We start from the raw sequence: 23,942 nt of genomic DNA, 5'->3' as shown, positions 1-23,942 counted from the left end.
GGATGGGGCTCGATCGAGCGCCGGGCAGGCCTTGCACCTGCATTTCCCCGCAGGAAGCGGGGCGTCTTTCCTTGGACCACCAACGCACTGTCCGCCACCGGGAGTTCCGGCGACCGCGACGTGATCAACCATAGCGCATCCACGGCCGTTTGTGATCACCCAAGATCACAAACCGACCACCCACCCGGTCACCCACCCGGGGGAGTGCAGAGAAATACCCGCGATCGCGCACCCCAAACCAAATGTGACTCAGATCACAGTCACTCAACTTCTGCTCGAAACCACGTGCTTGATACAACTTGCTCGCGCCCTCCCGTCCCCCGGACCACCGGCGTCTCTCTCCCCTCTCCCGCATCCTTTCGAGCTGTCGCTCTCGCCTGCCCTGGGAACGCCCGTGTCCGCCCCCCGCACCACCCCCTGGCCCCTCGTCGCCCTTTTCACGGCCGGGTATCTCGCGCCGTATCTGCTGCCCACCACCGTCGGCAGACTCGACACCGGGCTTCCGCTCACCACCACCGAGGCCGGGGCCACCGGCAGCGTCCTGCTGCTGAGTTCCGCCACGGCCGGCTTCCTGCTGGCCGCGCGCGGCGGACGGGCCGGGGCGCGCGCCCTCGCCCGCGTCGGCCTCACCCTCGCCGTCCTCGGCTACGGCGCCGCCGCCCTCACCGGCTCCGTCCCGGCGGTCGTCGCGGGTGTGATCGTCGGCGGCCTCGGCTCAGGCACGGTCACGGCCGTCGCCGCGAGCGGGATAGCGGGCCGCCCCGACCCGCACCGGGTCACCACACTCGGACTGCTCAGCGTCTCCGCCCTCGCGGGCGCCCTCTATCTGACGATCCCGCACCTCGGCCCTGGCCACGGCCTGCCGCTCGCCGCGATCGCCCTGACCGCGCTCGCGGTCCTCCCCCTCACCAGCCGCCTGCCCGCCCGTACGACCGTCACCACGGCCACCGCCGCACCCGCCCCGCTCCCCCACCGGAGCACCGGGCTCCTGCTGGCCGCCGCCATGCCCTGCTGGTCCCTCGCGCAGAACTCCCTGTGGGGAGTGAGCGGCCGGATCGGTCTGACCCAGGCGCATCTCACCGAGGTCACCGTCGGCGCGGTGTTCGCCGCCGCGCTCGGCGCCGGACTGCTCGGCACCCTCGGCGCGGGCGCGCTCGGACCGCGCATGGGCCGCGCGGTGCCGATCGGCGCCGGTACGGCACTCATCGCGGCCTGCGTCGTGGTCAGCGCGTCGGCCTCGGGGCCGGTGTCGTTCGCGGGCGGGGAGATCGCCTGGAACGCCTGCTACCCGCTCGTGCTGTCGTACGTCATCGGGCTCGCCGCCTCCCTCGACCCGCGCGGGCGCTGGGCGGTGCTGGTCGGCTCGGCGGGCTCGCTCGGCACGGCGGCCGGACCGCTGGCCGGCAGCCTGCTCTCGGCCTGGGCGGGCTACCCGGCGATGGGCCGGATACTCGCCCTCGTCCTGCTGGCCTCAGCGGTGCCGATGACGGCGGCGGCCCTGCGCGCGACCGCCCCGGCCCGCCGTACGACACGGGTCGCGGACCTGCCGGTGGTGGAGATCCCGCTCACGGAACTCCCGCACGCGGAAGTCGCTTTCGCGGAGATCCCGGACTCGGTGCTCGCGGACCGGGTGCCCCTCCTGGAGCCGCCCCTCAGGGAACCGCTACTGGAACCCCTCCTGGCGGAAACCGCCCCCGGCCTCCCGGTCCGCGCGCTCCCCGGTCAGTCGAACTCGTACGCCTCCACCTCGGCGAGGTAGCGGGCGCGCAGCTCCTCGTCGTCCTCCAGGAAGGAGGCGAGGAAGGAGTTGCGGGCCAGCTCGCGCAGGCGGTCCTGGGACAGGTCGAGGGTCTCGTGGACCGCGGCGAAGTTGTCGCCCGCGTAACCGCCGAAGTAGGCGGGGTCGTCGGAGTTGACCGTGCACATCAGGCCCGCTTCCAGCATCGCCGGGAGCGGGTGGTCGGCCAGGGTGTCGACGGTGCGAAGGCGCACGTTGGACAGCGGGCACAGGGTGAGCGGCACCCGGTCGCGGACCAGCCGCTCGACCAGCGCCGGGTCCTCCATGCAGCGCAGCCCGTGGTCCACGCGCTCGACCCCGAGCACGTCGAGGGCCTCGGTGATGTACTCCGGCGGCCCCTCCTCACCGGCGTGCGCCACGCGTCGCAGCCCGAGCGCGGCGGCGGCCTCGTACACCTCGCGGAACTTCACCGGCGGGTGGCCGACCTCGGCGGAGTCCAGGCCCACGCCGGTGATCCGGTCCAGGTACGGCTTGGCGGCGTCCAGGGTGGCGAGCGCGGACTCGGCGGACTCGTCGCGCAGGAAGCACATGATCAGCCGGGTGGAGACGCCGTGGTTCTCCACACTGGAGCCGAGCGCCCGCCACAGCCCCTCGACCACGGTGCCCATGTCCACGCCCCGGGCCAGATGCGCCTGCGGGTCGAAGAAGATCTCGGCGTGCCGGACACCCTGCGCGGCGGCGCGGGCGAGGTAGGCGTTGGCGAGGTCCTCGAAGTCCTGCTCAGTGCGCAGGACGGCCATCAGCTCGTAGTACAGGTTCAGGAAGGACTGGAGGTCCTCGAACCGGTACGCCTCGCGCAGCGCCTCGGTGTCCGCGTAGGGCAGCGTCACGCCGTTGCGCCCGGCCAGCCGGAAGGCTAGCTCGGGCTCCAGGGTGCCTTCGATGTGCAGGTGCAGTTCAGCTTTGGGGAGGGGCATCAGAGCATCGTACGGCCCTTTACCCGCCCATTCATCCGGGCGCGGGAGTGGCGCTCAGCGGCGTTTGGGTACGGGTACCCGCTGGAGGTCGCGGGCCACGGTCAGCTCGCCGGTGAAGCCCGCCGCGCGGGCCTGCCGTTCGAAGACCTCGGGGTCGGAGTAGCGCTGGCTGAAGTGGGTGAGGACCAGGTGCCGCACGCCCGCGTCCCGGGCCACGGCCGCGGCCTGCCCTGCGGTCAAGTGGCCGTGTTCCTCGGCGAGTTGTACATCCTCGTCCAGGAAGGTCGACTCGATGACGAGCAGGTCGCAGCCCTCGGCCAGCGCGTGGACGCCCTCGCAGAGCCGGGTGTCCATGACGAACGCGAACCGCTGCCCGCGCCGGATCTCGCTGACCTCCTCCAGCGTCACCCCGCCGAGGGAGCCCTCACGACGGAGGCGGCCCACGTCCGGGCCCGCGATACCGTGCGCGGCGAGCCGGTCGGGCAGCATCCGCACGGCGTCGGGCTCGGTCAGCCGGTAGCCGTAGGACTCCACGGGGTGGGAGAGGCGGCGGGCCTCCAGCGTGTAGGCGGGGGTCTCGGCCAGGACGCCGTCGGTGTCGGCGGGGGCCTCGGTGAGGGCGACGGTCTCGCGGTAGGCGGTGGCGTACCGCAGCCGGTCGAAGAAGCGCTGCCCGGAGCGCGGGTAGTGCGCGGTGATCTCGTGCGGCACCCGGTCGAGGTTGATCCGCTGGATCACCCCGGCGAGGCCGAGGCTGTGGTCGCCGTGGAAGTGGGTGACGCAGATCCGGTTCAGGTCGTGCGCGGCGACCCCGGCGCGCAGCATCTGCCGCTGGGTGCCCTCGCCGGGGTCGAACAGGATGCCCTCGCCGTCCCAGCGGAGCAGATAGCCGTTGTGGTTGCGGTGCCGGGTCGGGACCTGGCTGGCGGTGCCGAGGACGACGAGTTCGCGTACGGACATGTTTTTACGGGCCTTGGCCTAGCCGGGGGGCCATTCGAGGCCGCGGCCGCCGAGGACGTGCGCGTGGGCGTGCCAGACGGTCTGACCGGCGCCGGCGCCGGTGTTGAAGACCGTGCGGTAGCTCTCCAGTTTTTCCTCGTCGGCGATGACCTGCGTCTCGGCGAGCACGTCGGCTGCTAGCTGCGGGGCCTCTGCCGCGAGGGTGGCGGCGTTCTTGTAGTGCGCCTTGGGGATCACCAGGATGTGCGTCGGGGCCTGGGGGTTGATGTCCCGGAACGCCACGGTGGTGTCCGTCTCTCGGACCACGGTCGCGGGGATCTGGCCTGCGACGATCTTGCAGAACAGGCAGTCTTCCTGCGGCTCTCCCGCCATTTCGCTGCGCTCGCTTTCGCCGGTTGGGTGGTCTTGGGCATCGTAGTCGGTTTGGTGCGGCGCCGTTTGGGCTGGTCGCGCAGTTCCCCGCGCCCCTTCAGGTTGGCAGGGTCCAGGGTGTTTTCGCGGCGCCCCACGTCCCTTTAGCTGGGCAGGCCTGGGGGAGTTTTCGCCGGCTCCCTCTCCAGTGCCTCCAGCGCCAGCCTTATCGCCTCGTCCAACTGGGTGTCCCTGCCCGCCGCGTGGTCCTGGGGCTTCTGGATGACCTCTACGTCGGGGTCCACCCCGTGGTTCTCGACTCCCCACCCGTAGCCCTCCAGCCAGAAGGCGTACTTCGGCTGGGTGATGAGCGTGCCGTCGACCAGGTGGTAGCGGCTGTCGATGCCGATGACGCCGCCCCAGGTGCGGGTGCCGACGACGGGGCCGATGTTCAGGGCGCGGATGGCGGCGTTGACGATGTCGCCGTCGGAGCCGGAGAACTCGTTGGCGACGGCGACGACCGGGCCGCGCGGGGCGTCCTGGGGGTAGCTCTCGGGGCGCATGCCGCGCGGGAGGTCCCAGCCGATGACGCGGCGGGCCAGTTTCTCGACGACGAGCTGGGAGGTGTGGCCGCCGCGGTTCTCGCGGACGTCCACGACGAGGCCCTCGCGGGCGACCTCGACGCGCAGGTCGCGGTGGATCTGGGCCCAGCCGGGGGCCTGCATGTCGGGGACGTGGAGGTAGCCGAGGCGGCCGCCGGACTTCTCGTGGACGTAGGCGCGCCGGTCGGCGACCCAGGCGTGGTAGCGCAGCGGCTCCTCGTCGGAGAGGGGGACGACCACGGCGTGCCGGGGTTCGCCGCCGCCCGCCGGGGAGATCGTCAGCTCGACGGGCTTTCCGGCGGTGCCGGTGAGCAGCGGGCCGGGACCGGTGACCGGGTCGACGGGGCGGCCGCCGATGGCCACGAGCGCGTCGCCGGGGCGTACGGCGACACCGGGCGCGGCGAGCGGGGAGCGGGCCTCGGGGTCGGAGGTCTCGGAGGGCAGGATGCGGTCCACGCGCCAACTGCCGTCCTCGTGACGGGAGATGTCGGCGCCGAGCAGACCCTGCCGGGGTCCGCCGCCGAAGCCGCCGCCGGGGGTGACGTAGGCGTGCGAGGTGCCGAGTTCGCCGTGCACCTCCCAGAGGAGGTCGACCAGGTCGTCGTGGGTGGCGAGGCGGGCGAGGATCGGGCGGTAGCGGTCGAGTACGCCGTCCCAGTCGACGCCGCTCATGTCGGGGCGCCAGAAGTTGTCCCGCATGACGCGGCCGGTCTCTTCGTACATCTGGCGCCACTCGGCGACCGGGTCGACGGTGTGCCGGATGCGGCCGAGGTCCACGACGATGTTGGAGTCGCTCTCCTCGTCGTCGGAGGCGCGCCGGTCGGCGGGTACGACGCGCAGCCGCCCCTCGCTCCAGAGCAGTACGCGCTTGCCGTCGCCGCTGACCCGGAAGTGGTCGGCGTCGGCGGCCAGGTGCTCCAGGCGCTGCTGGGCGAGGTCGTACCGCTCCAGCTCGGTCTTGGGGTCGGGGGCGTCGGGCGTGGCGCGGGCGGCGCCGAGGACACCGCGCATCGGGTGGCGCAGCCAGAGGACGCCGTCGCGGGCGGCGCGCAGGTTGGTGTAGCTGGCGGCCTCGACCGGGAAGGGCACGATGCGGTCGGCCAGGCCTTCGAGGTCGATCCGGGTGACCGGGGCGCCCTCGCTCTCCGGGGTCTCGTCCTTGTCCGGGGTGCCGAAGGGGCGGCCGTGGCGCTGCGGTCCGAAGGGGGACGGCGTGGTCGCGGCGAGGGTGATCAGGTGCGGGCGGACGCTGTCGACGAAGGCCAGGTCGAAGACGTGCCGGTCGTAGATGGGGTCGAAGGAGCGGCTGGAGAGGAAGGCGAGGTGCTTGCCGTCCAGGGTGAAGGCGGGCGCGTAGTCCTGGAAGCGCAGCGGGGTCGCCTCGGTGACCGTGAGGTCGGTCGTACTGGCGATACGGATCTGGGAGAGCGGGCGCGGGCCGGGGTGGGCCCAGGCGAGCCAGCCGGAGTCGGGTGAGAAGGCCAGGCCGTGGACGTCGCCGTGTTCGCTGCGGTCGACCTCGCGGACCTCGCCGGTCTCCCGCTCGACCAGCAGCAGCCGTCCGTCGTGGGAGGCGACGGCGGCCCGGCTGCCGTCGGGCGACATGGCGAGGGCGAGGACACGGCCGAGCTGTCCGGCGGCGATCCGGCGGGGTACGGCGCCGGGGGCGAGGCCGGTGGCGGGGGCGAACTCCAGGGCGTCCTCGCCCTCGGCGTCGGTCACCCAGACCACCCACTCCTCGCCGTCGGCGCGGAAGGTGCGCGGCAGCCGGGCGCGCACGCCGGGCTCGGCGGCGAGGGCGCGGGCGGGGCCGCCGCGGTGGGTGACCCAGTGGACGGTGCCGCGCACGCCGACGGCGCTGCCGCGTCCGGTGTGGTCCGGGGAGGCGGAGCCGAACCAGCGGGCGGTGCCGACCTGGTGGGGCTGGAGGTCGACGCGGGCGCCGCCGAGGCGGATGTCCAGGCGGCGGGGTTCGGCGCCGTCGAGGTCGTCCAGGAGCCAGAGTTCGCCCGCGCTGGACCAGACGACACGGGTGCCGTCGGTGGCGGCCTGGCGGGCGTAGAAGCCCCCGAGGGGGGTGTGGCGGCGCAGGTCGGTGCCGTCGGCGAGGGAGGAGTAGAGGGCGCCGGTGCCCTCGTGGTCGGAGAGGAAGGCGATGCGGTCGCCGACCCACAGGGGGGCCTCGATGTTGCCGTCCAGGTCCTCGTGGAGCCGGACGAACTCGCCGTCGCCGTCCCGGTCGATCCACAACTTGCCCGCCGTACCGCCCCGGTAGCGCTTCCACCAGGCGGCCTCGCGGCCCATGGGGGCGGAGAGCAGGACGGTGTGCGGGCCGTACGCGATGTCGCCGACCGGGCCGTACGGCAGGGTGGTGGCGGGGCCGCCGTCGAGCGGGATCGCGCGGGCCCAGGTGCGGCGCAGGCTGGCCTGGCCCTGGGTGCTGACGGCGAGGACCTCTCCCTCCGGGGTCCAGCCGAGCACCTGGGTCTTCCAACTGCCCCAGTACGTCAGCCGCTTGGCGGGTCCGCCGTCGACCGGGGCGATGTGCACCTCGGGGGCGCCGTCGCGGGTCGAGGTCCAGGCGAGGGTGGTGCCGTCGGGGGATATGCGGGGGTGGTTCACGGGGACGTTGTCCGCGCTCACCCGCCAGGCGCGGCCGCCGTCGAGCGGGGCCACCCAGACGTCGTCCTCGGCGGTGAAGGTCACCAAGTCCCCGTGGATGTGCGGGAATCGGAGATACCCCGAGGTCGTCGTGGTCGTCGTGTCTGCCGTGATGTCCTTGCCAGCACCCTGAGTCACGCGGTCACCTTACGCGCGGTCCGGCGTCGTGGCGCCGGATTTGGATCACTTTCCTTCGACGGGCCAGCAGGTCGGATCGCCCTTGCACCACAGGGTCCGGGTGACGGTGACCGTCACGGTGGGCCGGGGCTGTCCCGGCGGGCGGTAGGTGGCGGGCGGGGGGAAGACGGGGCTGGGCGTGGCGTCGCAGTCGCCGAGTCCGCTGAGCCGGAAGACCCGGCGGCCGTCCACGGTGGCGGTCAGGTTGCCGCGTACGCAGGCGCCGTTGACCGCGCGGGTCACCTCACCGGTGACGGCTATCTTCTTGCCGTCCTTGGTGCGGCCCTGGCAGTCCACGCCGACGACGGTGGCCGTGGAGGGTGAACTCGCCCTGGACGCAGTGGCACTGTCGCCCTGCTGCCCGACGCAGGTCAGCCAACTCACGTCCACATGGCGCCGGTTCAGCTCGGCGGTGGCGGTCGAGTCGGTGGTGTAGGCGACGGTCGCGGAGCCCAGGTCGGTCGGCTGGCACGCCGTCACCGTGCCGAATCCCAAAGCCGCGAGCCCGCTCACGGCCAACAGCCGTACGGAGCGGCGATTCCACCTCGAAGCCCCCATGCCTCTCAGCGTGCCACCGACTCCGGCCCGGCGAAAGACCGCCTCCGCCCCGTCACCCGAACGTGCGGCGCACGCCGGTTCCCCCGCCCGCGGTGCGTGCTACCTTCCCCCGATGCGCGACGCCCGCAGACGCAGACGCCTGGTCCTCCCCGACGGCACCGCGTACCGGTGGACCGTGCGGCACCGGCACACACCGGAGACGGGCTGCCAGGAGGTGCTGACCCTGAGCCGGGACGGTGCCGTCCTGCGGATCGTCTTCCGGGACCGTCCGGGACGGGTGCTGGGCACCGGCGCGGCCTACGCCCACTCCGGGCTGGTGTGCGACGAGCACGGCCACAGCGCGAATCTGCACCGGCCCGCCGTCGTACGGGCCTTCGTGGACGAGGTACGCCGACGCGGGGTCACCGCCGGGGAGTTGGACGGCTGGGAACTGCTCCCCGCCGCCGTCGGGTCAGGACCAGCGGCCGGTGCGGCCCAGCAGGAGGGCGGCGGCCGCCGTTCCGGCGGTGGAGGTGCGCAGGACTGACGGGCCGAGGACGCAGGCGCGGGCGCCGGCCTCCTCGAAGAGGGCCAACTCGTCGCGGGAGACGCCGCCTTCGGGTCCGACGACGAGCACGATGTCGCCGGTCGCGGGGAGGTCGACGGTGGCCAGCGGCGCGCTCTCGTGCTCGAAGTCGGAGTGCAGCACGGCGGCGAAGTCGGCCTCGGCGAGCAGTGCGGCGACCTGCTTGGTGGTGGCCGCCTCGGCGACCTCGGGAAAGCGGACCCGGCGGGACTGCTTCCCCGCCTCGCGCGCGGTGGAGCGCCACTTGCCGAGCGCCTTCAGACCCCGGTCGCCCTTCCACTGGGTGATGCAGCGGGCGGCCTGCCAGGGCACGATCCGGTCGACGCCGACCTCGGTCATGGTCTCGACGGCGAGTTCGCCCCGGTCGCCCTTGGGCAGTGCCTGGACCACGGTGATGCGCGGGGCGGGCTCCGGCTCCCGGATCACCGCGCCGAGGCGCACGAGCAGCCGGTCCTTGCCCTCGGTCCCGGTCACCTCGGCCACGGCATGGCGTCCGGCGCCGTCGGTGAGGACGACCTCCTCGCCCGCCTGGAGCCGCTTCACGGAGACGGCGTGCCGTCCCTCGGGCCCGTCCAGGACGAACGGTCCGCCCTCCGGGCCGAAGTCCTCCACCACGAACACGGGAGCGGTCATCCCGCACCACCTCCGTCAGCCAACTCTGTTGTCGCCGCGCGCAGTTCGGCGGCCAGTACCTCCACAAGGCGTCCGGCCGGCAGCGCGCGGGCCAGCCGGTGTCCTTGTCCCGCCCACAGCGCCATGCCCTGCGCGTCCCCGGCCCCGGCGGCGGCCCGGCGCAGCGGGGCGGTCAGGTGGTGGACGGCCGGGTAGGCGGCGGGGGCGTCCGCGCCGTGTTCGCGCAGGAAGCGGTTGACCAGGGCGCGCGCGGGGCGTCCGGTGAAGGCGCGGGTCGGCTCGGTGTGCGGGAAGCCGGGGTCGGTCAGCGCCCGCTTGTGCACCTCGGGGGCGCCGGACTCGGGGGTCGCGAGGAAGGCCGTACCGAGCTGGGCGGCACTGGCCCCGGCGGCGAGCACGGCGGCGATCTGTGCGCCGCGCATGAGTCCGCCGGCCGCGACGACCGGGATGTCCACGGCCTCGGTGACCTCCGCGAGCAGCGCGAGGAGTCCGAGTCCGGCGCCGTCGCGCGCGGGGTCGTCCCGGTGGGTGCCCTGGTGGCCGCCCGCCTCCACGCCCTGCGCGATGACGGCGGCGGCCCCGGCAGCCTGGACCGCGCGGGCCTCCTCGGCGGTGGTGGCGGTGACCAGCGTGACCGTCCCGGCCCGGCGCAGCGCTGCCAGGACCTCGGGTTCGGGCACGCCGAAGTGGAAGGAGACGGCGGGGACCGGGTCGGCGAGGAGAAAGGCCAGCTTGGCGTCGTAGCCGTCCTCGCCCGGGCCGTACGGGTCGCCGGTCGCGGTGCCGTAGCGCTCGCGCTCCCCGGCGAGGCCGGCGGCGTACGGCTCGACGGCGGCGGGGTCGGCGGGCTGCGGCTGGGGCAGGAAGAGGTTGACGCCGAAGGGGCGGCCGGTCAGTGAGCGCAGCCGCTCGATGTCCGCGCGCAGCGCGTCCGGCGTCCGGTAGCCCCCGGCGAGGAAGCCGAGGCCGCCCGCCTCGCAGACGGCGGCGGCCAGTTCCGGCGTGGAGACGCCGCCCGCCATGGGTGCCTGCACGATCGGAAGCACGAGGAGATCGGCGAGGGTGCGGGGCATGTCCGCATCGTGTCACGTCCGCCGCGCGAGTCCGAATCGGGCCGGGCTCCCTGCCCCGCAAACGGAGGGAGGGTCCCGGAAACGGAGGGAGGGGGGTGCCGGGCACCCCCCTCCCCACCGACGCTCGCGGTCAGCGGCCGTTGAACGCGTCCTTCAGCCGCGAGAACAGACCCTGCTGGCCGGGCTGGAACTGGCCCGTGGGCCGCTCCTCGCCGCGCAGCTTGGCCAGTTCGCGCAGCAGCCGCTCCTGCTCGGGGTCGAGCTTGGTCGGGGTCATGACCTCGACGTGCACGATCAGGTCGCCCCGGCCGCCGCCGCGCAGGTGCGTGACGCCCCGGTTGTGCAGCGGGATCGACTGGCCGGACTGGGTGCCGGGCCGTATGTCGACCTCCTCCATGCCGTCCAGCGTCTCCAGCGGCACCTTGGTGCCGAGGGCCGCCGCCGTCATCGGGATGGTGACCGTGCAGTGCAGGTCGTCACCGCGCCGCTGGAAGGTGGAGTGCGGCAGCTCGTGGATCTCGACGTACAGGTCACCGGCGGGGCCGCCGCCGGGGCCGACCTCGCCCTCGCCCGCGAGCTGGATGCGGGTGCCGTTGTCGACACCGGCCGGGATCTTCACCGTCAGGGTGCGCCGGGAGCGGACCCGGCCGTCGCCCGCGCATTCGGGGCACGGGGTCGGGACCACGGTGCCGAAGCCCTGGCACTGGGGGCAGGGCCGCGAGGTCATGACCTGGCCCAGGAAGGACCGGGTGACCTGGGAGACCTCGCCGCGGCCGCGGCACATGTCACAGGTCTGCGCGGTGGTGCCGGGGGCCGCGCCCTCGCCGCTGCAGGTGTTGCAGACGACCGCGGTGTCGACCTGGATGTCCTTGGTCGTACCGAAGGCGGCCTCGTCCAGCTCGACCTCGATCCGGATCATGGCGTCCTGGCCGCGCCGCGTGCGCGAGCGCGGGCCGCGCTGCGACGCCGTGCCGAAGAACGCGTCCATGATGTCGGAGAAGTTGCCGAAGCCACCGGCGCCGAAGCCGCCGGCCGCGCCCGCACCCGCACCGCCCGCCTGGGAGAGCGGGTCGCCGCCGAGGTCGTAGACCTGCTTCTTCTGCGGGTCCGACAGCACCTCGTAGGCGGCGTTGATCTCCTTGAACCGCTCCTGGGTCTTCGGATCGGGGTTGACGTCCGGATGCAGCTCGCGTGCGAGCCTGCGGAACGCCTTCTTGATCTCATCCTGCGACGCGTCGCGGCGCACGCCGAGAACGGCGTAGTAATCCGTGGCCACTTACGACTCCGCCAGGATCTGTCCGACGTACCGTGCCACTGCGCGTACCGCTCCCATCGTTCCCGGGTAGTCCATGCGGGTCGGTCCGACCACGCCGAGCTTGGCAACCGCCTCGCCGCCCGAACCGTAGCCGACCGACACGACGGACGTGGAGTTGAGTCCTTCGTGGGCGTTCTCGTGCCCGATACGCACGGTGACGCCCGGATCTTTGGCCTCGCCGAGGAGTTTGAGCAGCACGACCTGCTCCTCAAGTGCCTCCAGAACGGGCCGGATCACCAGGGGGAAGTCATGTCCGAAACGGGTGAGATTGGCGGTGCCGCCGATCATCAGCCGTTCCTCGTTCTCCTCGACCAGTGTCTCCAGCAGTGTGGAGAGCACTGTGGAGACGGTACCGCGATCGTCGGCCTCGAACGCATCGGGGAGGTCCTCGACCAGTCGCGGCACGTCGGAGAACCGGCGTCCGGCGACCCGGCTGTTGAGCCGGGCGCGCAGATCGGCGAGCGAGGACTCGCCGAACGGCGCCGGACAGTCGACCATGCGCTGCTCGACCCGGCCGGTGTCCGTGATCAGCACGAGCATCAGGCGCGCGGGGGCGAGCGAGAGCAGTTCCACGTGCCGCACGGTCGAGCGGGTGAGCGAGGGGTACTGCACGACGGCGACCTGCCGGGTCAGCTGCGCGAGCAGCCGGACCGTACGGGCCACCACGTCGTCCAGGTCGACGGCGCCGTCCAGGAAGTTCTGGATCGCGCGCCGCTCGGGCGCGGACATCGGCTTGACGCCCGCGAGCTTGTCGACGAAGAGGCGGTACCCCTTGTCGGTGGGGATGCGGCCCGCGCTGGTGTGCGGCTGGGCGATGAAGCCCTCGTCCTCCAGGGCGGCCATGTCGTTGCGCACGGTGGCCGGGGAGACGCCGAGGTTGTGCCGCTCGGTGAGCGCCTTCGACCCGACCGGCTCCTCGGTGCCCACGTAGTCCTGCACGATGGCGCGCAGCACCTGAAGCCTGCGTTCACTCAGCATTCGGCGCGCACCTCCATCTTGTCGCCCCACGGCACTCGGCTTGTTTCCCCTGGCACTCTGCTCATGCGAGTGCCAGACTTCCCCGGCCCAGTGTACGGCCGCGGGGTACCGCCCGGGCAAGGTCAGCGGTACTGCACCGGCTTCTTGCCGATAGCGTCCCGGTATGAGCGTGACTTGGGAAGACCTGGGGTGGGAGCGACTTGCCGAGGGCGTCGGACGGTGCCGGCTGCCGGGCTGGGACTGTACGGCGGGGCTGGTCGTCGGGGCGGGTACGGCACTGCTCGTGGAGGCGGGGGCGAGCCTCGCGGAGGGGGCGCGGCTGAAGGCGGCGGTGCGGGAGCTGACCGGCCACGATGTGACCCATCTCGCGCTGACCCACCCGCATTTCGATCATGTGCTGGGCGCGGCCGCGTTCGGCGGGGCCGAGGCGTACGCGCCGGTCGGCATGGACGCGCTGCTCGCGCACGAGGCCGGGGAACTGCGGCTGGACGCGATCAAGCAGGGGCTGCCGGTCGCCGACGCGGACGAGTCCGCGGCCTCGCTGCCCGTGCCGCTCCATCCCGTCTCCGGGGAACTGACCCTCGACCTCGGCGGCGGCCGTCAAGTGCTGCTCGCCAACGTCGGCCCCGGCCACACCGCCCACGATCTCGCGGTCCTGGTCCCCGGCTCGCCGGAGGTGGTCTTCTGCGGCGACCTGGTCGAGGAGTCCGGCGAACCCCAGGCGGGCCCGGACGCCGTACCCGCCCGCTGGCCCGCCGCCCTGGACCGGCTGCTCGCCCTCGGCGGCGAGGACGCGCTGTACGTCCCCGGTCATGGAGCGGTGGTCGACGCGGACTTCGTACGACGCCAACGCGACGCCCTGGCAGCCCGTTTCGGCGTGTCGTGAGGGGGCTGGGGCGAGTTCTCCTATCGTCATCAGAATGCGTGAGTACTCCCCCGATCTGACCGCCCCCTGGAAGAAGCCGCAGCCGGTGCCCGAGGTCGCCGCCGAGCCGGGTCTGGTGGTGGAGGAGCCCGGCACCGGGTTCTGCGGGGCGGTGATCCGCTGCGAGGCGGGCACGGTGACGCTGGAGGACCGCTTCGGCAAGCACCGCGTCTTCCCCCTGGAGCCGCGCGGCTTCCTGCTCGAGGGGCGCCCGGTGACCCTCGTACGCCCCTCCGCCACCCCACTCCGCCCCACCCGCACCGCCTCCGGCTCCGTGGCCGTCCCCGGCGCCCGCGCCCGCGTGGCCCGCGCCGGCCGCATCTACGTCGAGGGCCGCCACGACGCCGAACTGGTCGAGAAGGTCTGGGGCGACGACCTGCGCATCGAGGGGGTGGTGGTGGAGTACCTGGAGGGCGTGGACGATCTGCCTTCCGTGGTCGCGGAGTTCGCCCCCGGCCCCGACGCCCGCCTGGGCGTCCTGGTGGACCACCTGGTCCCCGGCACCAAGGAGTGGCGCATCGCCCAGTCGGTGACCAGCGACCACGCCCTGGTGGTCGGCCACCCGTACATCGACATCTGGGAGGCGGTGAAGCCGTCCGCCCTCGGCATCTCCGCGTGGCCCCGGGTTCCCCACGGCCAGGACTGGAAGACGGGGGTGTGCCGGGCACTGGGCTGGCCTTCGGACAACACGGGGGCGGTGTGGCAGGCGATTCTGGCGAAGGTGACGTCTTATCGGGAGCTGGAGTCTGAGCTGCTGGGCTCGGTCGAGCGGCTGATCGATCACGTGACCGTGCCCTGATCGCTGCCGGTTCGTTGAGCAAATCGTGCCTGGTGGGCTGCTCTCCGCGCATGCGGAGGTGATCCGTCGATCAGCTCGTCCACGCGGCCGAGCAAGTCGTGGTCCCCGCCGTTGCGGGGGTCGGTCCTTCAGTCCACCAGGTCCCGCACCACCGCGTCCGCCAGCAGCCGCCCCCGCAGCGTGAGCACCGCGCGCCCCTCGTCGTACGGACCAGAATCGAGCAGACCGTCCGCCAGTGCCCGCCGGGAAGCCGCGAGCCCGTCCGGCTTCAGGAGGGACAGGGGGACTCCCTCCCGCAGCCGGAGCTCAAGCAGGATGCGCTCCACGCGGCGGTCCTCCTCCGAGAGGAGTTCGCGGCCGGCGCCCGGAGAGCGGCCCGAAGCCAGCGCAGCCGCGTACGCGCCCGGGTGCTTCACGTTCCACCAGCGCACCCCGCCCACGTGGCTGTGGGCGCCCGGCCCCGCGCCCCACCAGTCGGCGCCGCGCCAGTACAGCTCGTTGTGGAGGCAGCGGCCCGCTTCGGAGGTGGCCCAGTTGGAGACCTCGTACCAGTGGAGGCCCGCCGCGGAGAGCAGTTCCTCGGCGATCAGATAGCGGTCGGCGTGGACGTCGTCGTCCGTCATGGGGACCTCGCCCCGGCGGATGCGGCGGGCGAGCTGGGTGCCCTCCTCGACGATCAGGGCGTACGCGCTGATGTGGTCGGGGCCCGCGCCGAGGGCCGCTTCCAGGGAGGCGCGCCAGTCGTCGTCGGACTCGCCGGGCGTGCCGTAGATCAGGTCGAGGTTGACGTGCTCGAACCCGGCCGCGCGGGCCTCCGCGACACACGCCTCGGGGCGGCCCGGGGTGTGGGTGCGGTCGAGGATCTTCAGGACGTGCGGCTTCGCGCTCTGCATGCCGAAGGAGATCCGGTTGAAGCCGCCCTCGCGCAGCTCGGCGAGGTAGGCGGGGGTGATCGTCTCCGGGTTGGCCTCGGTGGTGATCTCCGCGTCCGGCGCGAGTCCGAACTCGTCGCGGATCGCGCCCAGCATCCGTACCAGGTCCCCGGCGGCCAGCAGGGTCGGCGTGCCGCCGCCGACGAAGACCGTGCGGATCTCGCGCGGGTCGTCGCCGAGCACCTTGCGGGCCAGGCGGACCTCCTCGGTGAGGGTGTCCGCGTAATTGTCCCGGGAGGCGAGCACGCCGCCGGTGCCGCGCAGTTCGGTGGCGGTGTAGGTGTTGAAGTCGCAGTAGCCGCAGCGGGTCGCGCAGTACGGGACGTGCAGATAGAACCCGAGGGGCCGGTCGGCGGCCCCGGCGAGCGCGGAGGCGGGCAGCGCGCCGTCGGTGGGGACGGGCTCGCCGTCGGGGAGTGCGGAAGGCATGTCCTCCATTGTCCCGTACTCGGGACGGCACCCGTCCGGCCTCAGTCCGCCTGGAGCACCAGCAGCGCCAGGTCGTCGTCCGGCAGGTCGGCGGCGAAGCCGAGCACCAGGTCGTGGATGCGCTCCGCGATGCGCTCGGCGTCGAGCCCCGCACAGTCCGCGAGGGCGAGCGCGAGGCCGTCCTCGTCGTCGAACTGGCGGGAGCCGGAGCGGCGCTCGGTCACCCCGTCCGTGACGCACAGCAGGCTGTCGCCGGGCTCCAGCTCGACGCTCTCGCTGGTGTAGGTCTCGTCCTCGACCACGCCGAGCAGGGTCTGCGGCCGGGCGGCGCTGCGGACCGTGCCGTCGGGGCTCAGCACCAGCGGCAGCGGGTGCCCGGCGGAGGCGAGGACGCAGGTGACGCCGTTCGCGTGCGGGGTCAGCTCGCCGTAGAGCAGGGAGAGGAAACGGCTCTGCGGGCCCTCCCCCGGCGCGATGGGGCCGCCGCCCGCCGCGACCAGCGCGCGGGCGGCCGCGTCGGCGGCCTCGGTGGCGTCGTCCAGGAGGAGCTGGTTGAGGCGGTCGAGGACGCCCGCGACCGGGTAGCCCTCGCGGGCCAGCAGCCTGATCCACGGCCGGGCCAGGCCGATCACCACCGCCGCCTCCGGGCCCTTGCCCTGGACGTCGCCCACGGCGAAGCACCAGCGGCCGTCGCCCGCCGGGAACAGGTCGTAGAAGTCGCCGCTGGGGCCGCCCTTGTCGCGGGGCTCGTAGACGAGCGCGCTGCGCATGCCCGGGATCTCCGCGACCGCGCCGGGCAGCAGACCCCGCTGGAGGACAGCGCTGATGGTGGCCTGGCGGGCGTACTGCCGGGCCGCGCCGATGGCCAGCGCCACCCGGCGCCCCAGGTCCTCGACCAGCCCGGTCACCTCGTCGGGGAAGCGGAGCAGCCCGCAGCGGCCGATCACCAGCGTGCCCAGCGGGCGGCCGCCCGCGATGAGCCGGTAGGCGAGCGCGGTGCCCTGGGTGCCCTCGGGGCCGAGCGCGGCACCCGGCCAGGGGTACGGCTCCGGGCCCGAGCGCACGCCGTCGGGGCGCGGCGGGTCCTTCTCCAGGGCGCGGAGCAGCTCCTCGCTGCGGCTCTCGTGGGCGTGCCAGACCCGGACGGGCCCGGAGCCGCACCCGGTGCGCACGGTCGCCTCGTCCTCCAGCCACACCGCGCACCAGTCCGCGAGCCGGGGCACCAGGAGCTGGCCGGTGAGGGCGGCGACCAGGTTCTCGTCGAGCTGGCCCGCGAGCAGGTCGGACGCCTCGGCGAGGAAGGACAGCGCGCCCCGGCCCAGCCAGTCCCGGTCGCCGCCGGGGCGCTGCGGCTGCGGCGCCAGGGCCTCGGCGGAGCGCAGGGCGGGTACGGGCGCGGGGCCCTCGGGTTCCTCCTTGCCGCCGGGCGGCAGCCGCGCCCACAGGGTCTTGCCGCGGGCGTGGTAGGTGACGCCCCAGGTCTCCGCGAGGGTGGCGACCAGGCGCAGCCCGCGCCCGTGCTCGGGCATCTCCGGGGGCGCGTCGGTGTCGGAGGGGTCGCGCGGGGCGCGCGCGGGGTGCTGGTCGTGGACCTCCACGGTGAACGCGCCGGTCGCCTCCAGGCGCCAGGCGATCTCGACCTCGGTGCCCGCGTGGACGACCGCGTTGGTGACGAGTTCGCTGACGACGGCCATCGCGTCGTCGGTCAGCCGTGCGTCGCCGTCCGGTCCGGTCAGTCCGAGGGCCGCCCACTCGGCGAAGGCGCCGCGCACCAGGGTGCGGGCGGAGCCGGGCGCGGCGAGGCTCCCGGCGAGGGTGGCCCGCCCTTCGCCGAGCGGACCCGCGCCGGGGTGCGCGGGCGTGTCACCGACGGGGGCGTCGGTCGCCCGCTGGGTCGGTATGGCCGCCATGTCCATGCGGCCAGGGTGACAGACAGGGGGCGCGCATAAGCGGGGTGTCACCGAAATGAGCGGTCGTGCGGGGGAACTGTGCTACTGGTGTGCCAGAAGACGGACACTTTCGAGCGCAGACGGGCGCGAACTCCCCTCTTCGGGGGGTTCACGCCCGTTCCGCGGGTGCGTGTGCGTGCGGCTGTGGAGGTACGGCCACGGAGGTACGGGGTCCGGGTCCAGGTCCGGGGGCCCGGTCAGTTCTCGCGCGCCCCGGCGTACATCTCGTCGATCAGCCCGCGGTACTCCCGCTCGACCACCGGCCGCTTCAGCTTCAGGCTCGGGGTGATCTCGCCGTGCTCCACGTCGAGGTCGCGGGGCAGCAGCCGGAACTTCTTGATCGTCTGCCAGCGCTGCAGGCCCTCGTTGAGCTGCTTCACATACCTGGCAACCAGCTCGACGGTCTGCGGCGCGGCGACGACCTCGGCGTACGACTTGCCCTCCAGGCCGTTGTCGGCGGCCCACTGGAGGATGGTGGGCTCGTCCAGGGCAATGAGGGCGGTGCAGTAGTTCCGGTCGGCGCCGTGGACCAGGATGTTGGAGACGTACGGGCACACGGCCTTGAACTGGCCCTCGACCTCGGCGGGCGCGACGTACTTGCCGCCGGAGGTCTTGATGAGGTCCTTCTTGCGGTCGGTGATGCGCAGATAGCCGTCGGCCGACAGCTCGCCGATGTCCCCGGTGTGGAACCAGCCGTCGGACTCAAGGACCTCGGCGGTCTTCTCGGGCTGCTGGTGGTAGCCCTGCATGACACCGGGGCCGCGCAGCAGGATCTCGCCGTCGTCCGCGATGCGCACCTCGCAGCCGGGCAGCGGCTTGCCGACCGTGCCGGTGCGGTACGCCTCGCCCGGGTTGACGAAGGAGGCGGCGGAGGTCTCGGTGAGGCCGTAGCCCTCCAGGATGTGGATGCCGGCGCCGGAGAAGAAGTAGCCGATCTCGGGGGCGAGGGCGGAGGCGCCGGAGACGCAGGCGCGCAGTTGGCCGCCGAACGCCTCGCGGATCTTGGCGTAGACGAGGGCGTCGGCCACCTTGTGCTTGGCGGCGAGCGCGAACGGCACGGAGGCGGTGCCGGTGCGCCGGAAGCTGTCCTGGGACGCCTTGGCGTACTCGCGGGCGGTCTCGGCGGCCCACTGGAAGATCTTGTACTTGGCGGCGCCGCCCTCGCGGGCCTTGGCCGCCACGCCGTTGTAGACCTTCTCGAAGATGCGGGGCACGGCGGCCATGTACGTCGGCCGCACGACCGGCAGATTCTCGATGATCTTGTCCACGCGGCCGTCCACGGCGGTGACGTTGCCGATCTCGATGTGCCCGGAGGTGAGCACCTTGCCGAAGACGTGGGCGAGTGGCAGCCACAGGTACTGCGTGTCGTCCGGACCGAGCAGCCCGGTCGCGGCGATGGCCTTCGCCATGTACGACCAGTTGTCGTGCGGCAGCCGCACGCCCTTGGGGCGGCCGGTGGTGCCGGAGGTGTAGATCAGGGTGGCGAGCTGGTCGGCGGTGATCGCGCCGACCCGCTCCTTGATCAGCTCGGGGTGGGTCGCCAGATAGGCCGCGCCGCGCTTCTCCAGCTCGGCGAGGGTGATCACCCAGTCGTCGGTCTCGACGCCCTCGGGGTCGATGACGACGACCTTGGTGAGCGCGGGCAGCTCGGCTCGCCGCTCGGCCGCCTTGGCGACCTGGGCCGCGTCCTCCGCGATCAGCACCCGGCTCTCGGAGTCGGAGAGGATGAACGCCGACTCGTCGGAGTTGGTCTGCGGATAGACGGTCGTGGTGGCGCCGCCCGCGCAGAGGATGCCGAGGTCGGCGAGGATCCACTCGACCCGGGTCGAGGAGGCGAGCGCCACACGCTGCTCGGGCTCGACGCCCAGTTCGATGAGGCCGGCCGCGATGGCGTACACGCGCTCGGCGGCCTGGCTCCAGCTCAGCGACTTCCACTCGTCCGGACCGGTGCCCGTGGCGGACGGGACGGGGTAGCGGTACGCCTCGGCGTCCGGTGTCGCCGCCACGCGCTCCAGGAAGAGGGCCGCCACGGAGGGCGGTCGGTTCTCGATCAGGGTCTGTGTGTCGCTCACGACATCCTCCGGGGCCCGCGACGGTGCGGCTGACTCGGTGCGGCTGGGTTGACTCACGTGGGTGTTCGAACGGGTACGGCCTGTTGTTTAACTCGCGAGTAACTATGGGCAGGGATCAGGGTAAGGCGCTACCGGCCGTCGCGTAAGGGGACGCGGCCTGCGACTTCCGCACAGGACCCCGCGGAACGTCCACGCAGAGCGACGCCCCGTACACGCAGGGGCCCGCCGCACTTGTGTGCGACGAGCCCCATGTGCCCGGAATTGCGTGTACGGCCCGGTACCGCGCGCGGTTACTTCTTGCCCTTGCCCGATCCCGCGCTGTCGTCGCTGGAGAGGACCGCGATGAAGGCTTCCTGCGGAACCTCCACGGAACCCACCATCTTCATCCGCTTCTTGCCTTCCTTCTGCTTCTCCAGCAGCTTCCGCTTACGGGAGATGTCACCGCCGTAGCACTTGGCGAGGACGTCCTTGCGGATGGCGCGGATGGTCTCGCGGGCGATGACCCGCGAACCGATGGCGGCCTGGATCGGCACCTCGAAGGCCTGCCGGGGGATCAGCTCGCGCAGCTTGGCGACGAGCCGCACGCCGTACGCGTACGCGGCGTCCTTGTGGGTGATCGCCGAGAAGGCGTCCACCTTGTCGCCGTGCAGCAGGATGTCGACCTTGACCAGGCTGGAGGTCTGCTCGCCCGTGGGCTCGTAGTCCAGCGAGGCGTAGCCGCGGGTCTTGGACTTCAGCTGGTCGAAGAAGTCGAAGACGATCTCCGCGAGCGGCAGCGTGTAGCGGATCTCGACCCGGTCCTCGGAGAGGTAGTCCATGCCGAGCAGGGTGCCGCGCCGGGTCTGGCACAGCTCCATGATCGAGCCGATGAACTCGGTGGGCGCGAGGATCGTGGCCCGCACGACCGGCTCGTAGACCTCGTTGATCTTCCCCTCGGGGAACTCGCTCGGGTTGGTGACGACATGCTCGCTGCCGTCCTCCATGACCACGCGGTAGACCACGTTGGGCGCGGTGGCGATCAGGTCGAGGCCGAACTCGCGCTCCAGGCGCTCCCGGATCACGTCCAGGTGCAGCAGGCCGAGGAAGCCGACGCGGAAGCCGAAGCCGAGGGCGGCGGAGGTCTCCGGCTCGTAGACCAGGGCGGCGTCGTTGAGCTGGAGCTTGTCCAGGGCCTCACGCAGCTCCGGGTAGTCCGAGCCGTCCAGCGGGTACAGGCCCGAGAACACCATCGGCTTCGGGTCCTTGTAGCCACCGAGGGCCTCGGTCGCGCCCTTGACCTGGCTGGTGACGGTGTCACCGACCTTGGACTGGCGGACGTCCTTCACACCGGTGATCAGATAGCCCACCTCGCCGACGCCCAGGCCGTCGGCCGGGAGCATCTCGGGCGAGTTGGTGCCGATCTCCAGCAGCTCGTGGGTCGCGCCGGTCGACATCATCTTGATGCGCTCGCGCTTGTTGAGCTGGCCGTCGATGACACGGACGTACGTCACGACACCCCGGTAGGAGTCGTAGACCGAGTCGAAGATCATCGCGCGGGCGGGGGCGTCCTTGACGCCCACCGGTGCCGGGATCCGCTCGACGACCCGGTCGAGGAGCGCCTCGACGCCCATGCCGGTCTTCGCGGAGACCTTGAGCACGTCGTCGGGGTCGCACCCGATGAGGTTCGCCAGCTCCTCGGCGAACTTCTCCGGCTGGGCGGCCGGCAGGTCGATCTTGTTGAGCACCGGGATGATCGTGAGGTCGTTCTCCATCGCCAGGTAGAGGTTGGCGAGGGTCTGCGCCTCGATGCCCTGGGCGGCGTCGACGAGGAGGACGGTTCCCTCGCAGGCGGCCAGCGACCGCGAGACCTCATAGGTGAAGTCGACGTGCCCCGGGGTGTCGATCATGTTGAGGATGTGCGTCGCGCCCTGGTCGGGGCCCTCGGTCGGGGCCCAGGGCAGACGCACCGCCTGGGACTTGATCGTGATGCCGCGCTCGCGCTCGATGTCCATCCGGTCGAGGTACTGAGCACGCATCTGCCGCTGCTCGACCACACCGGTCAGCTGGAGCATCCGGTCGGCGAGCGTGGACTTGCCGTGGTCGATGTGCGCGATGATGCAGAAGTTGCGGATCAGAGCCGGGTCGGTACGGCTCGGCTCGGGCACATGGTTAGGGGTCGCGGGCACGCAGGGTCCTGTCTCTTGAGGCGCCTTATGCCTCGGGTCGGATCGATACGTAGTCTCCATGGTCCCACGGAGAGCGACCGGGGGGCGTTTTGGGCCGCCGAGGCGGCCACTGGTACTGTTGATGGCTGTGCCTCATGCCCTCTCAGCGCGAGGCACGTACTGAAATCCTTGGATCACCGGTCCGGGGCCCGAGCGGTCCCGTGCCTGAACCTGAAAAGGCTCCTTTCGTGGCGAACATCAAGTCCCAGATCAAGCGGATCAAGACCAACGAGAAGGCGCGCCTGCGCAACAAGGCCGTCAAGTCCTCCCTGAAGACCGCGATCCGCAAGGCCCGTGAGGCCGCTGCCGCGGGTGACGTCGAGAAGGCCACCGAGTACCAGCGCGCTGCCGCGCGTCAGCTCGACAAGGCCGTCTCGAAGGGCGTCATCCACAAGAACCAGGCCGCCAACAAGAAGTCGGCGCTGGCCGCCAAGGTCACCGACCTCAAGGGCTGAGTTCTCACCTGATCTGAACGCCGGCGGGACCCAGGGCGGGCCCTCTCTCATCCGCCCCCTACCGGCCCCCGAACTCGCACGCGGCCTGCGTTCGCCACGCGGGTGCGAGTTCAGAATCTTCAACCGAAGGCCCCGTCCGACCCCTTCCCCAAGGGTGCCGGGCGGGGCCTTCGGCATACCCGGGCACGGCCGTCCGGTCCGTCGCCGTCCGGTCAGTCACCCTCGCGCAGCCTGCGCCAGATCCTGGTGCGGTGCAGCACGTAGAGGGAGAGGAGCAGGACGAGCAACTGCAGTCCGATGGCGAACAGCCAGAACTCGTCCCGGCTCTCCAGCTTGTCCGTCAGGAACGTGAAGTTCATGCCGAAGAACCCGGTCAGGAACGACAGCGGCAGAAAGACCACCGACACAATGGCCAGCCGGTTGATCACCCCGTTCTGCTCACCGGCCACCAGCGAGGAGTAACTGGCGAACGCCCGGCGCGTGGCCTCCTGCAACGACTCGAGGTCCGCGAGCACCAGTCGCCCGCTGGTCTGGAACTCCCGGGCGAGCCGCTGCCGCTGCTCGGGGAAGGTGGGGCTCATCATCCGGCGGGTGAGCATCTCGTCGGTCAGTTCGAGGAACGGCCGCAGGAAGTGATGCAGGAGGGCGGAACGGCGTCGCAGCCGCGCCAGCTCGCGCACCTGCTCGGGAAGCCGCTCCTCGAACATGTCGTCCTCCAGCTCCTCGGTCTCCAGCAGTGCCTGCACGGCCGCCCGGCGAAACGTGCCCAGTGCCTCCCCGAGCATGAGGAAGAGCACCGCCACGGCGTCGGACGGCCGCTCGTGCGTCAGCGCCCGGGTCATGGGAATCGCCAGCCCGGCCTGCCCCCGGTGCACGGTGGCCAGGAAGTGCTCGGTCACCAGCACATGGACGAGGGCGATCCGCTCCCCCTGGACGACCGGCACGACCAGTCCCGCCCTGTCCCCCAGATACTCCGCCCGTGGCGGCTCGTCCGCCCTGCCGAACCAGTCCAGCCCCTCGGCCTCCAGCCCCAGCTCCTCGGCCACCGACCCGGCTTCCGGCCCCTCCCCCGGCAACTCGATGTCGACGAGCACGAACCGCTCCGTCGCCAGCCTCTCCCTCGCCTCCGCGACATCCGCACGCGTGATCGTCGCCTCCGGCATCGACACCACCGTTACGATCATCGCCCCTCGCCGTCCGTGCCGGATGCTGCGGATTCCAGCGTCTGTTCTCCTCGACGGTCCCGCACCTGTAGGCACTCGTGTGCGTCGTGGGGTGGGCCGAACGGATTACTGGGTCTGGGGGCGGGGGCGGGTCGCTGTGGAGGGGCGGGGCCCCGGTGCCTGGTGGCGCGGACCTCGGTGTCGGACGGTACTGGCGCGGGACGGTACTGGCGCGGCTCGGACCGTTCGGTCAAGGCTCGGACCATGCCGTAAAGGCTCGGACCATGCCATCGAGGCTCGGGCCGTACGTCCCCGGCAAGGGGAGTGCCCGCTAGGGGGTGTCTCGTCGATCAGGCCGGATCAGGGAGCGGCGTCTGGTGCCGTGCATCGCAAGGCGGAGGAGGGAGTCGATGCGGAGCATCGGCG

Annotated in this window: 19 protein-coding genes; 5 read left to right on the top strand and 14 right to left on the bottom strand. The window is 72.3% G+C overall.

Annotated elements, in window-relative coordinates; all coding sequences use genetic code 11:
* Positions 1 to 394 precede the first annotated feature (394 nt).
* On the top strand, positions 395 to 1,759 hold the full coding sequence (locus AB0E91_RS29610; protein ID WP_361788154.1) for an MFS transporter: 1,365 nt from the start codon (positions 395 to 397) through the stop codon (positions 1,757 to 1,759).
* On the opposite strand, the gene AB0E91_RS29605 is transcribed toward AB0E91_RS29610, so the two are convergent.
* From AB0E91_RS29605 to AB0E91_RS29585, 5 genes are all read right to left on the bottom strand, one after another.
* Positions 1,723 to 2,715, bottom strand: coding sequence for an adenosine deaminase (locus AB0E91_RS29605; RefSeq protein ID WP_361788152.1), 993 nt, complete (start codon positions 2,713 to 2,715; stop codon positions 1,723 to 1,725). The two genes, AB0E91_RS29610 and AB0E91_RS29605, sit on opposite strands and share 37 nt — an antisense overlap.
* 54 nt (positions 2,716 to 2,769) lie before the next feature.
* Positions 2,770 to 3,675, bottom strand: a complete 906-nt coding sequence (locus AB0E91_RS29600; protein WP_361788150.1) for a ribonuclease Z — start codon at positions 3,673 to 3,675, stop codon at positions 2,770 to 2,772.
* A gap of 18 nt (positions 3,676 to 3,693) precedes the next feature.
* Positions 3,694 to 4,047 (bottom strand): histidine triad nucleotide-binding protein, encoded by a 354-nt coding sequence (locus AB0E91_RS29595; RefSeq protein ID WP_161180888.1) that lies wholly within the window; start codon positions 4,045 to 4,047, stop codon positions 3,694 to 3,696.
* A gap of 143 nt (positions 4,048 to 4,190) precedes the next feature.
* Positions 4,191 to 7,337 (bottom strand): S41 family peptidase, encoded by a 3,147-nt coding sequence (locus AB0E91_RS29590; RefSeq protein WP_361788309.1) that lies wholly within the window; start codon positions 7,335 to 7,337, stop codon positions 4,191 to 4,193.
* A gap of 135 nt (positions 7,338 to 7,472) precedes the next feature.
* Positions 7,473 to 8,024 carry a hypothetical protein gene (locus tag AB0E91_RS29585; RefSeq protein WP_361788148.1) on the bottom strand — a complete coding sequence of 184 codons (552 nt, stop codon included), beginning with the start codon at positions 8,022 to 8,024 and terminating at the stop codon, positions 7,473 to 7,475.
* 112 nt (positions 8,025 to 8,136) lie between these two features.
* Between AB0E91_RS29585 and AB0E91_RS29580 the strand changes: the two genes are divergently transcribed.
* Complete coding sequence (locus AB0E91_RS29580) at positions 8,137 to 8,550, top strand: hypothetical protein (RefSeq protein WP_361788146.1); 414 nt, start codon at positions 8,137 to 8,139, stop codon at positions 8,548 to 8,550.
* On the opposite strand, the gene AB0E91_RS29575 is transcribed toward AB0E91_RS29580, so the two are convergent.
* The 4 genes from AB0E91_RS29575 to hrcA form a co-directional block, all read right to left on the bottom strand.
* Positions 8,476 to 9,222 (bottom strand): 16S rRNA (uracil(1498)-N(3))-methyltransferase, encoded by a 747-nt coding sequence (locus AB0E91_RS29575; RefSeq protein WP_361788144.1) that lies wholly within the window; start codon positions 9,220 to 9,222, stop codon positions 8,476 to 8,478. The genes AB0E91_RS29580 and AB0E91_RS29575 overlap by 75 nt on opposite strands.
* Positions 9,219 to 10,295, bottom strand: a complete 1,077-nt coding sequence (locus tag AB0E91_RS29570) for a nitronate monooxygenase (RefSeq protein WP_361788142.1) — start codon at positions 10,293 to 10,295, stop codon at positions 9,219 to 9,221. Before AB0E91_RS29570 ends, AB0E91_RS29575 begins: the two co-directional genes overlap by 4 nt.
* Positions 10,296 to 10,425: 130 nt before the next feature.
* A complete protein-coding gene (dnaJ, locus tag AB0E91_RS29565) occupies positions 10,426 to 11,571 on the bottom strand; it encodes a molecular chaperone DnaJ (protein ID WP_361107201.1) in 1,146 nt (381 codons plus the stop codon).
* Positions 11,572 to 12,588: a heat-inducible transcriptional repressor HrcA gene (gene hrcA, locus AB0E91_RS29560; RefSeq protein WP_161181839.1), complete on the bottom strand. Its 1,017-nt coding sequence runs from the start codon at positions 12,586 to 12,588 to the stop codon at positions 11,572 to 11,574. It abuts the gene before it with no gap.
* A gap of 163 nt (positions 12,589 to 12,751) precedes the next feature.
* On the opposite strand from hrcA, the gene AB0E91_RS29555 reads away from it, so the two are divergent.
* Positions 12,752 to 13,474 (top strand): MBL fold metallo-hydrolase, encoded by a 723-nt coding sequence (locus AB0E91_RS29555; RefSeq protein WP_361788139.1) that lies wholly within the window; start codon positions 12,752 to 12,754, stop codon positions 13,472 to 13,474.
* 34 nt (positions 13,475 to 13,508) lie between these two features.
* Entirely contained in the window at positions 13,509 to 14,312 is an 804-nt protein-coding gene (locus AB0E91_RS29550; protein ID WP_361788137.1) for a DUF3097 domain-containing protein, read from the top strand.
* Positions 14,313 to 14,440: 128 nt separating this feature from the next.
* Here the strand turns inward: AB0E91_RS29550 and hemW are convergent, their stop codons facing one another.
* The 4 genes from hemW to lepA all read right to left on the bottom strand — a co-directional run bounded on the left by hemW (position 14,441) and on the right by lepA (position 21,859).
* Entirely contained in the window at positions 14,441 to 15,673 is a 1,233-nt protein-coding gene (gene hemW / locus AB0E91_RS29545) for a radical SAM family heme chaperone HemW (RefSeq protein WP_361788135.1), read from the bottom strand.
* 41 nt (positions 15,674 to 15,714) lie between these two features.
* A complete protein-coding gene (locus AB0E91_RS29540; protein ID WP_361788307.1) occupies positions 15,715 to 17,583 on the bottom strand; it encodes a SpoIIE family protein phosphatase in 1,869 nt (622 codons plus the stop codon).
* Between the two features lie 236 nt (positions 17,584 to 17,819).
* Positions 17,820 to 19,694: a long-chain fatty acid--CoA ligase gene (locus tag AB0E91_RS29535; protein ID WP_361788133.1), complete on the bottom strand. Its 1,875-nt coding sequence runs from the start codon at positions 19,692 to 19,694 to the stop codon at positions 17,820 to 17,822.
* 290 nt (positions 19,695 to 19,984) lie between these two features.
* Entirely contained in the window at positions 19,985 to 21,859 is a 1,875-nt protein-coding gene (gene lepA, locus AB0E91_RS29530) for a translation elongation factor 4 (protein WP_361788131.1), read from the bottom strand.
* Between the two features lie 227 nt (positions 21,860 to 22,086).
* Between lepA and rpsT the strand changes: the two genes are divergently transcribed.
* The gene (gene rpsT / locus AB0E91_RS29525; RefSeq protein ID WP_161178162.1) at positions 22,087 to 22,353 is read left to right on the top strand and encodes a 30S ribosomal protein S20; all 267 of its coding nucleotides are present in this window, start codon (positions 22,087 to 22,089) and stop codon (positions 22,351 to 22,353) included.
* Between the two features lie 212 nt (positions 22,354 to 22,565).
* Here rpsT and AB0E91_RS29520 read toward each other — a convergent pair whose 3' ends face one another.
* On the bottom strand, positions 22,566 to 23,537 hold the full coding sequence (locus AB0E91_RS29520) for a CorA family divalent cation transporter (protein ID WP_361788129.1): 972 nt from the start codon (positions 23,535 to 23,537) through the stop codon (positions 22,566 to 22,568).
* Between the last annotated feature and the right edge of the window lie 405 nt (positions 23,538 to 23,942).

The organism is Streptomyces sp. NPDC026659, assembly GCF_040638245.1.
Lineage (GTDB): Bacteria > Actinomycetota > Actinomycetes > Streptomycetales > Streptomycetaceae > Streptomyces.
This window is presented reverse-complemented; position numbering and strand designations above follow the sequence as displayed.

Bases quoted from the DNA above. Each gene is read 5' to 3' on its own strand.
- AB0E91_RS29605 (WP_361788152.1), bottom strand. From the start codon at position 2,715: ATGCCCCTCCCCAAAGCTGAACTGCACCTGCACATCGAAGGCACCCTG.
- AB0E91_RS29600 (WP_361788150.1), bottom strand. From the start codon at position 3,675: ATGTCCGTACGCGAACTCGTCGTCCTCGGCACCGCCAGCCAGGTCCCG.
- AB0E91_RS29595 (WP_161180888.1), bottom strand. From the start codon at position 4,047: ATGGCGGGAGAGCCGCAGGAAGACTGCCTGTTCTGCAAGATCGTCGCA.
- AB0E91_RS29585 (WP_361788148.1), bottom strand. From the start codon at position 8,024: ATGGGGGCTTCGAGGTGGAATCGCCGCTCCGTACGGCTGTTGGCCGTG.
- AB0E91_RS29580 (WP_361788146.1), top strand. From the start codon at position 8,137: ATGCGCGACGCCCGCAGACGCAGACGCCTGGTCCTCCCCGACGGCACC.
- AB0E91_RS29575 (WP_361788144.1), bottom strand. From the start codon at position 9,222: ATGACCGCTCCCGTGTTCGTGGTGGAGGACTTCGGCCCGGAGGGCGGA.
- AB0E91_RS29570 (WP_361788142.1), bottom strand. From the start codon at position 10,295: ATGCCCCGCACCCTCGCCGATCTCCTCGTGCTTCCGATCGTGCAGGCA.
- hrcA (WP_161181839.1), bottom strand. From the start codon at position 12,588: ATGCTGAGTGAACGCAGGCTTCAGGTGCTGCGCGCCATCGTGCAGGAC.
- AB0E91_RS29555 (WP_361788139.1), top strand. From the start codon at position 12,752: ATGAGCGTGACTTGGGAAGACCTGGGGTGGGAGCGACTTGCCGAGGGC.
- AB0E91_RS29550 (WP_361788137.1), top strand. From the start codon at position 13,509: ATGCGTGAGTACTCCCCCGATCTGACCGCCCCCTGGAAGAAGCCGCAG.
- hemW (WP_361788135.1), bottom strand. From the start codon at position 15,673: ATGCCTTCCGCACTCCCCGACGGCGAGCCCGTCCCCACCGACGGCGCG.
- AB0E91_RS29540 (WP_361788307.1), bottom strand. From the start codon at position 17,583: ATGGCGGCCATACCGACCCAGCGGGCGACCGACGCCCCCGTCGGTGAC.
- AB0E91_RS29520 (WP_361788129.1), bottom strand. From the start codon at position 23,537: ATGATCGTAACGGTGGTGTCGATGCCGGAGGCGACGATCACGCGTGCG.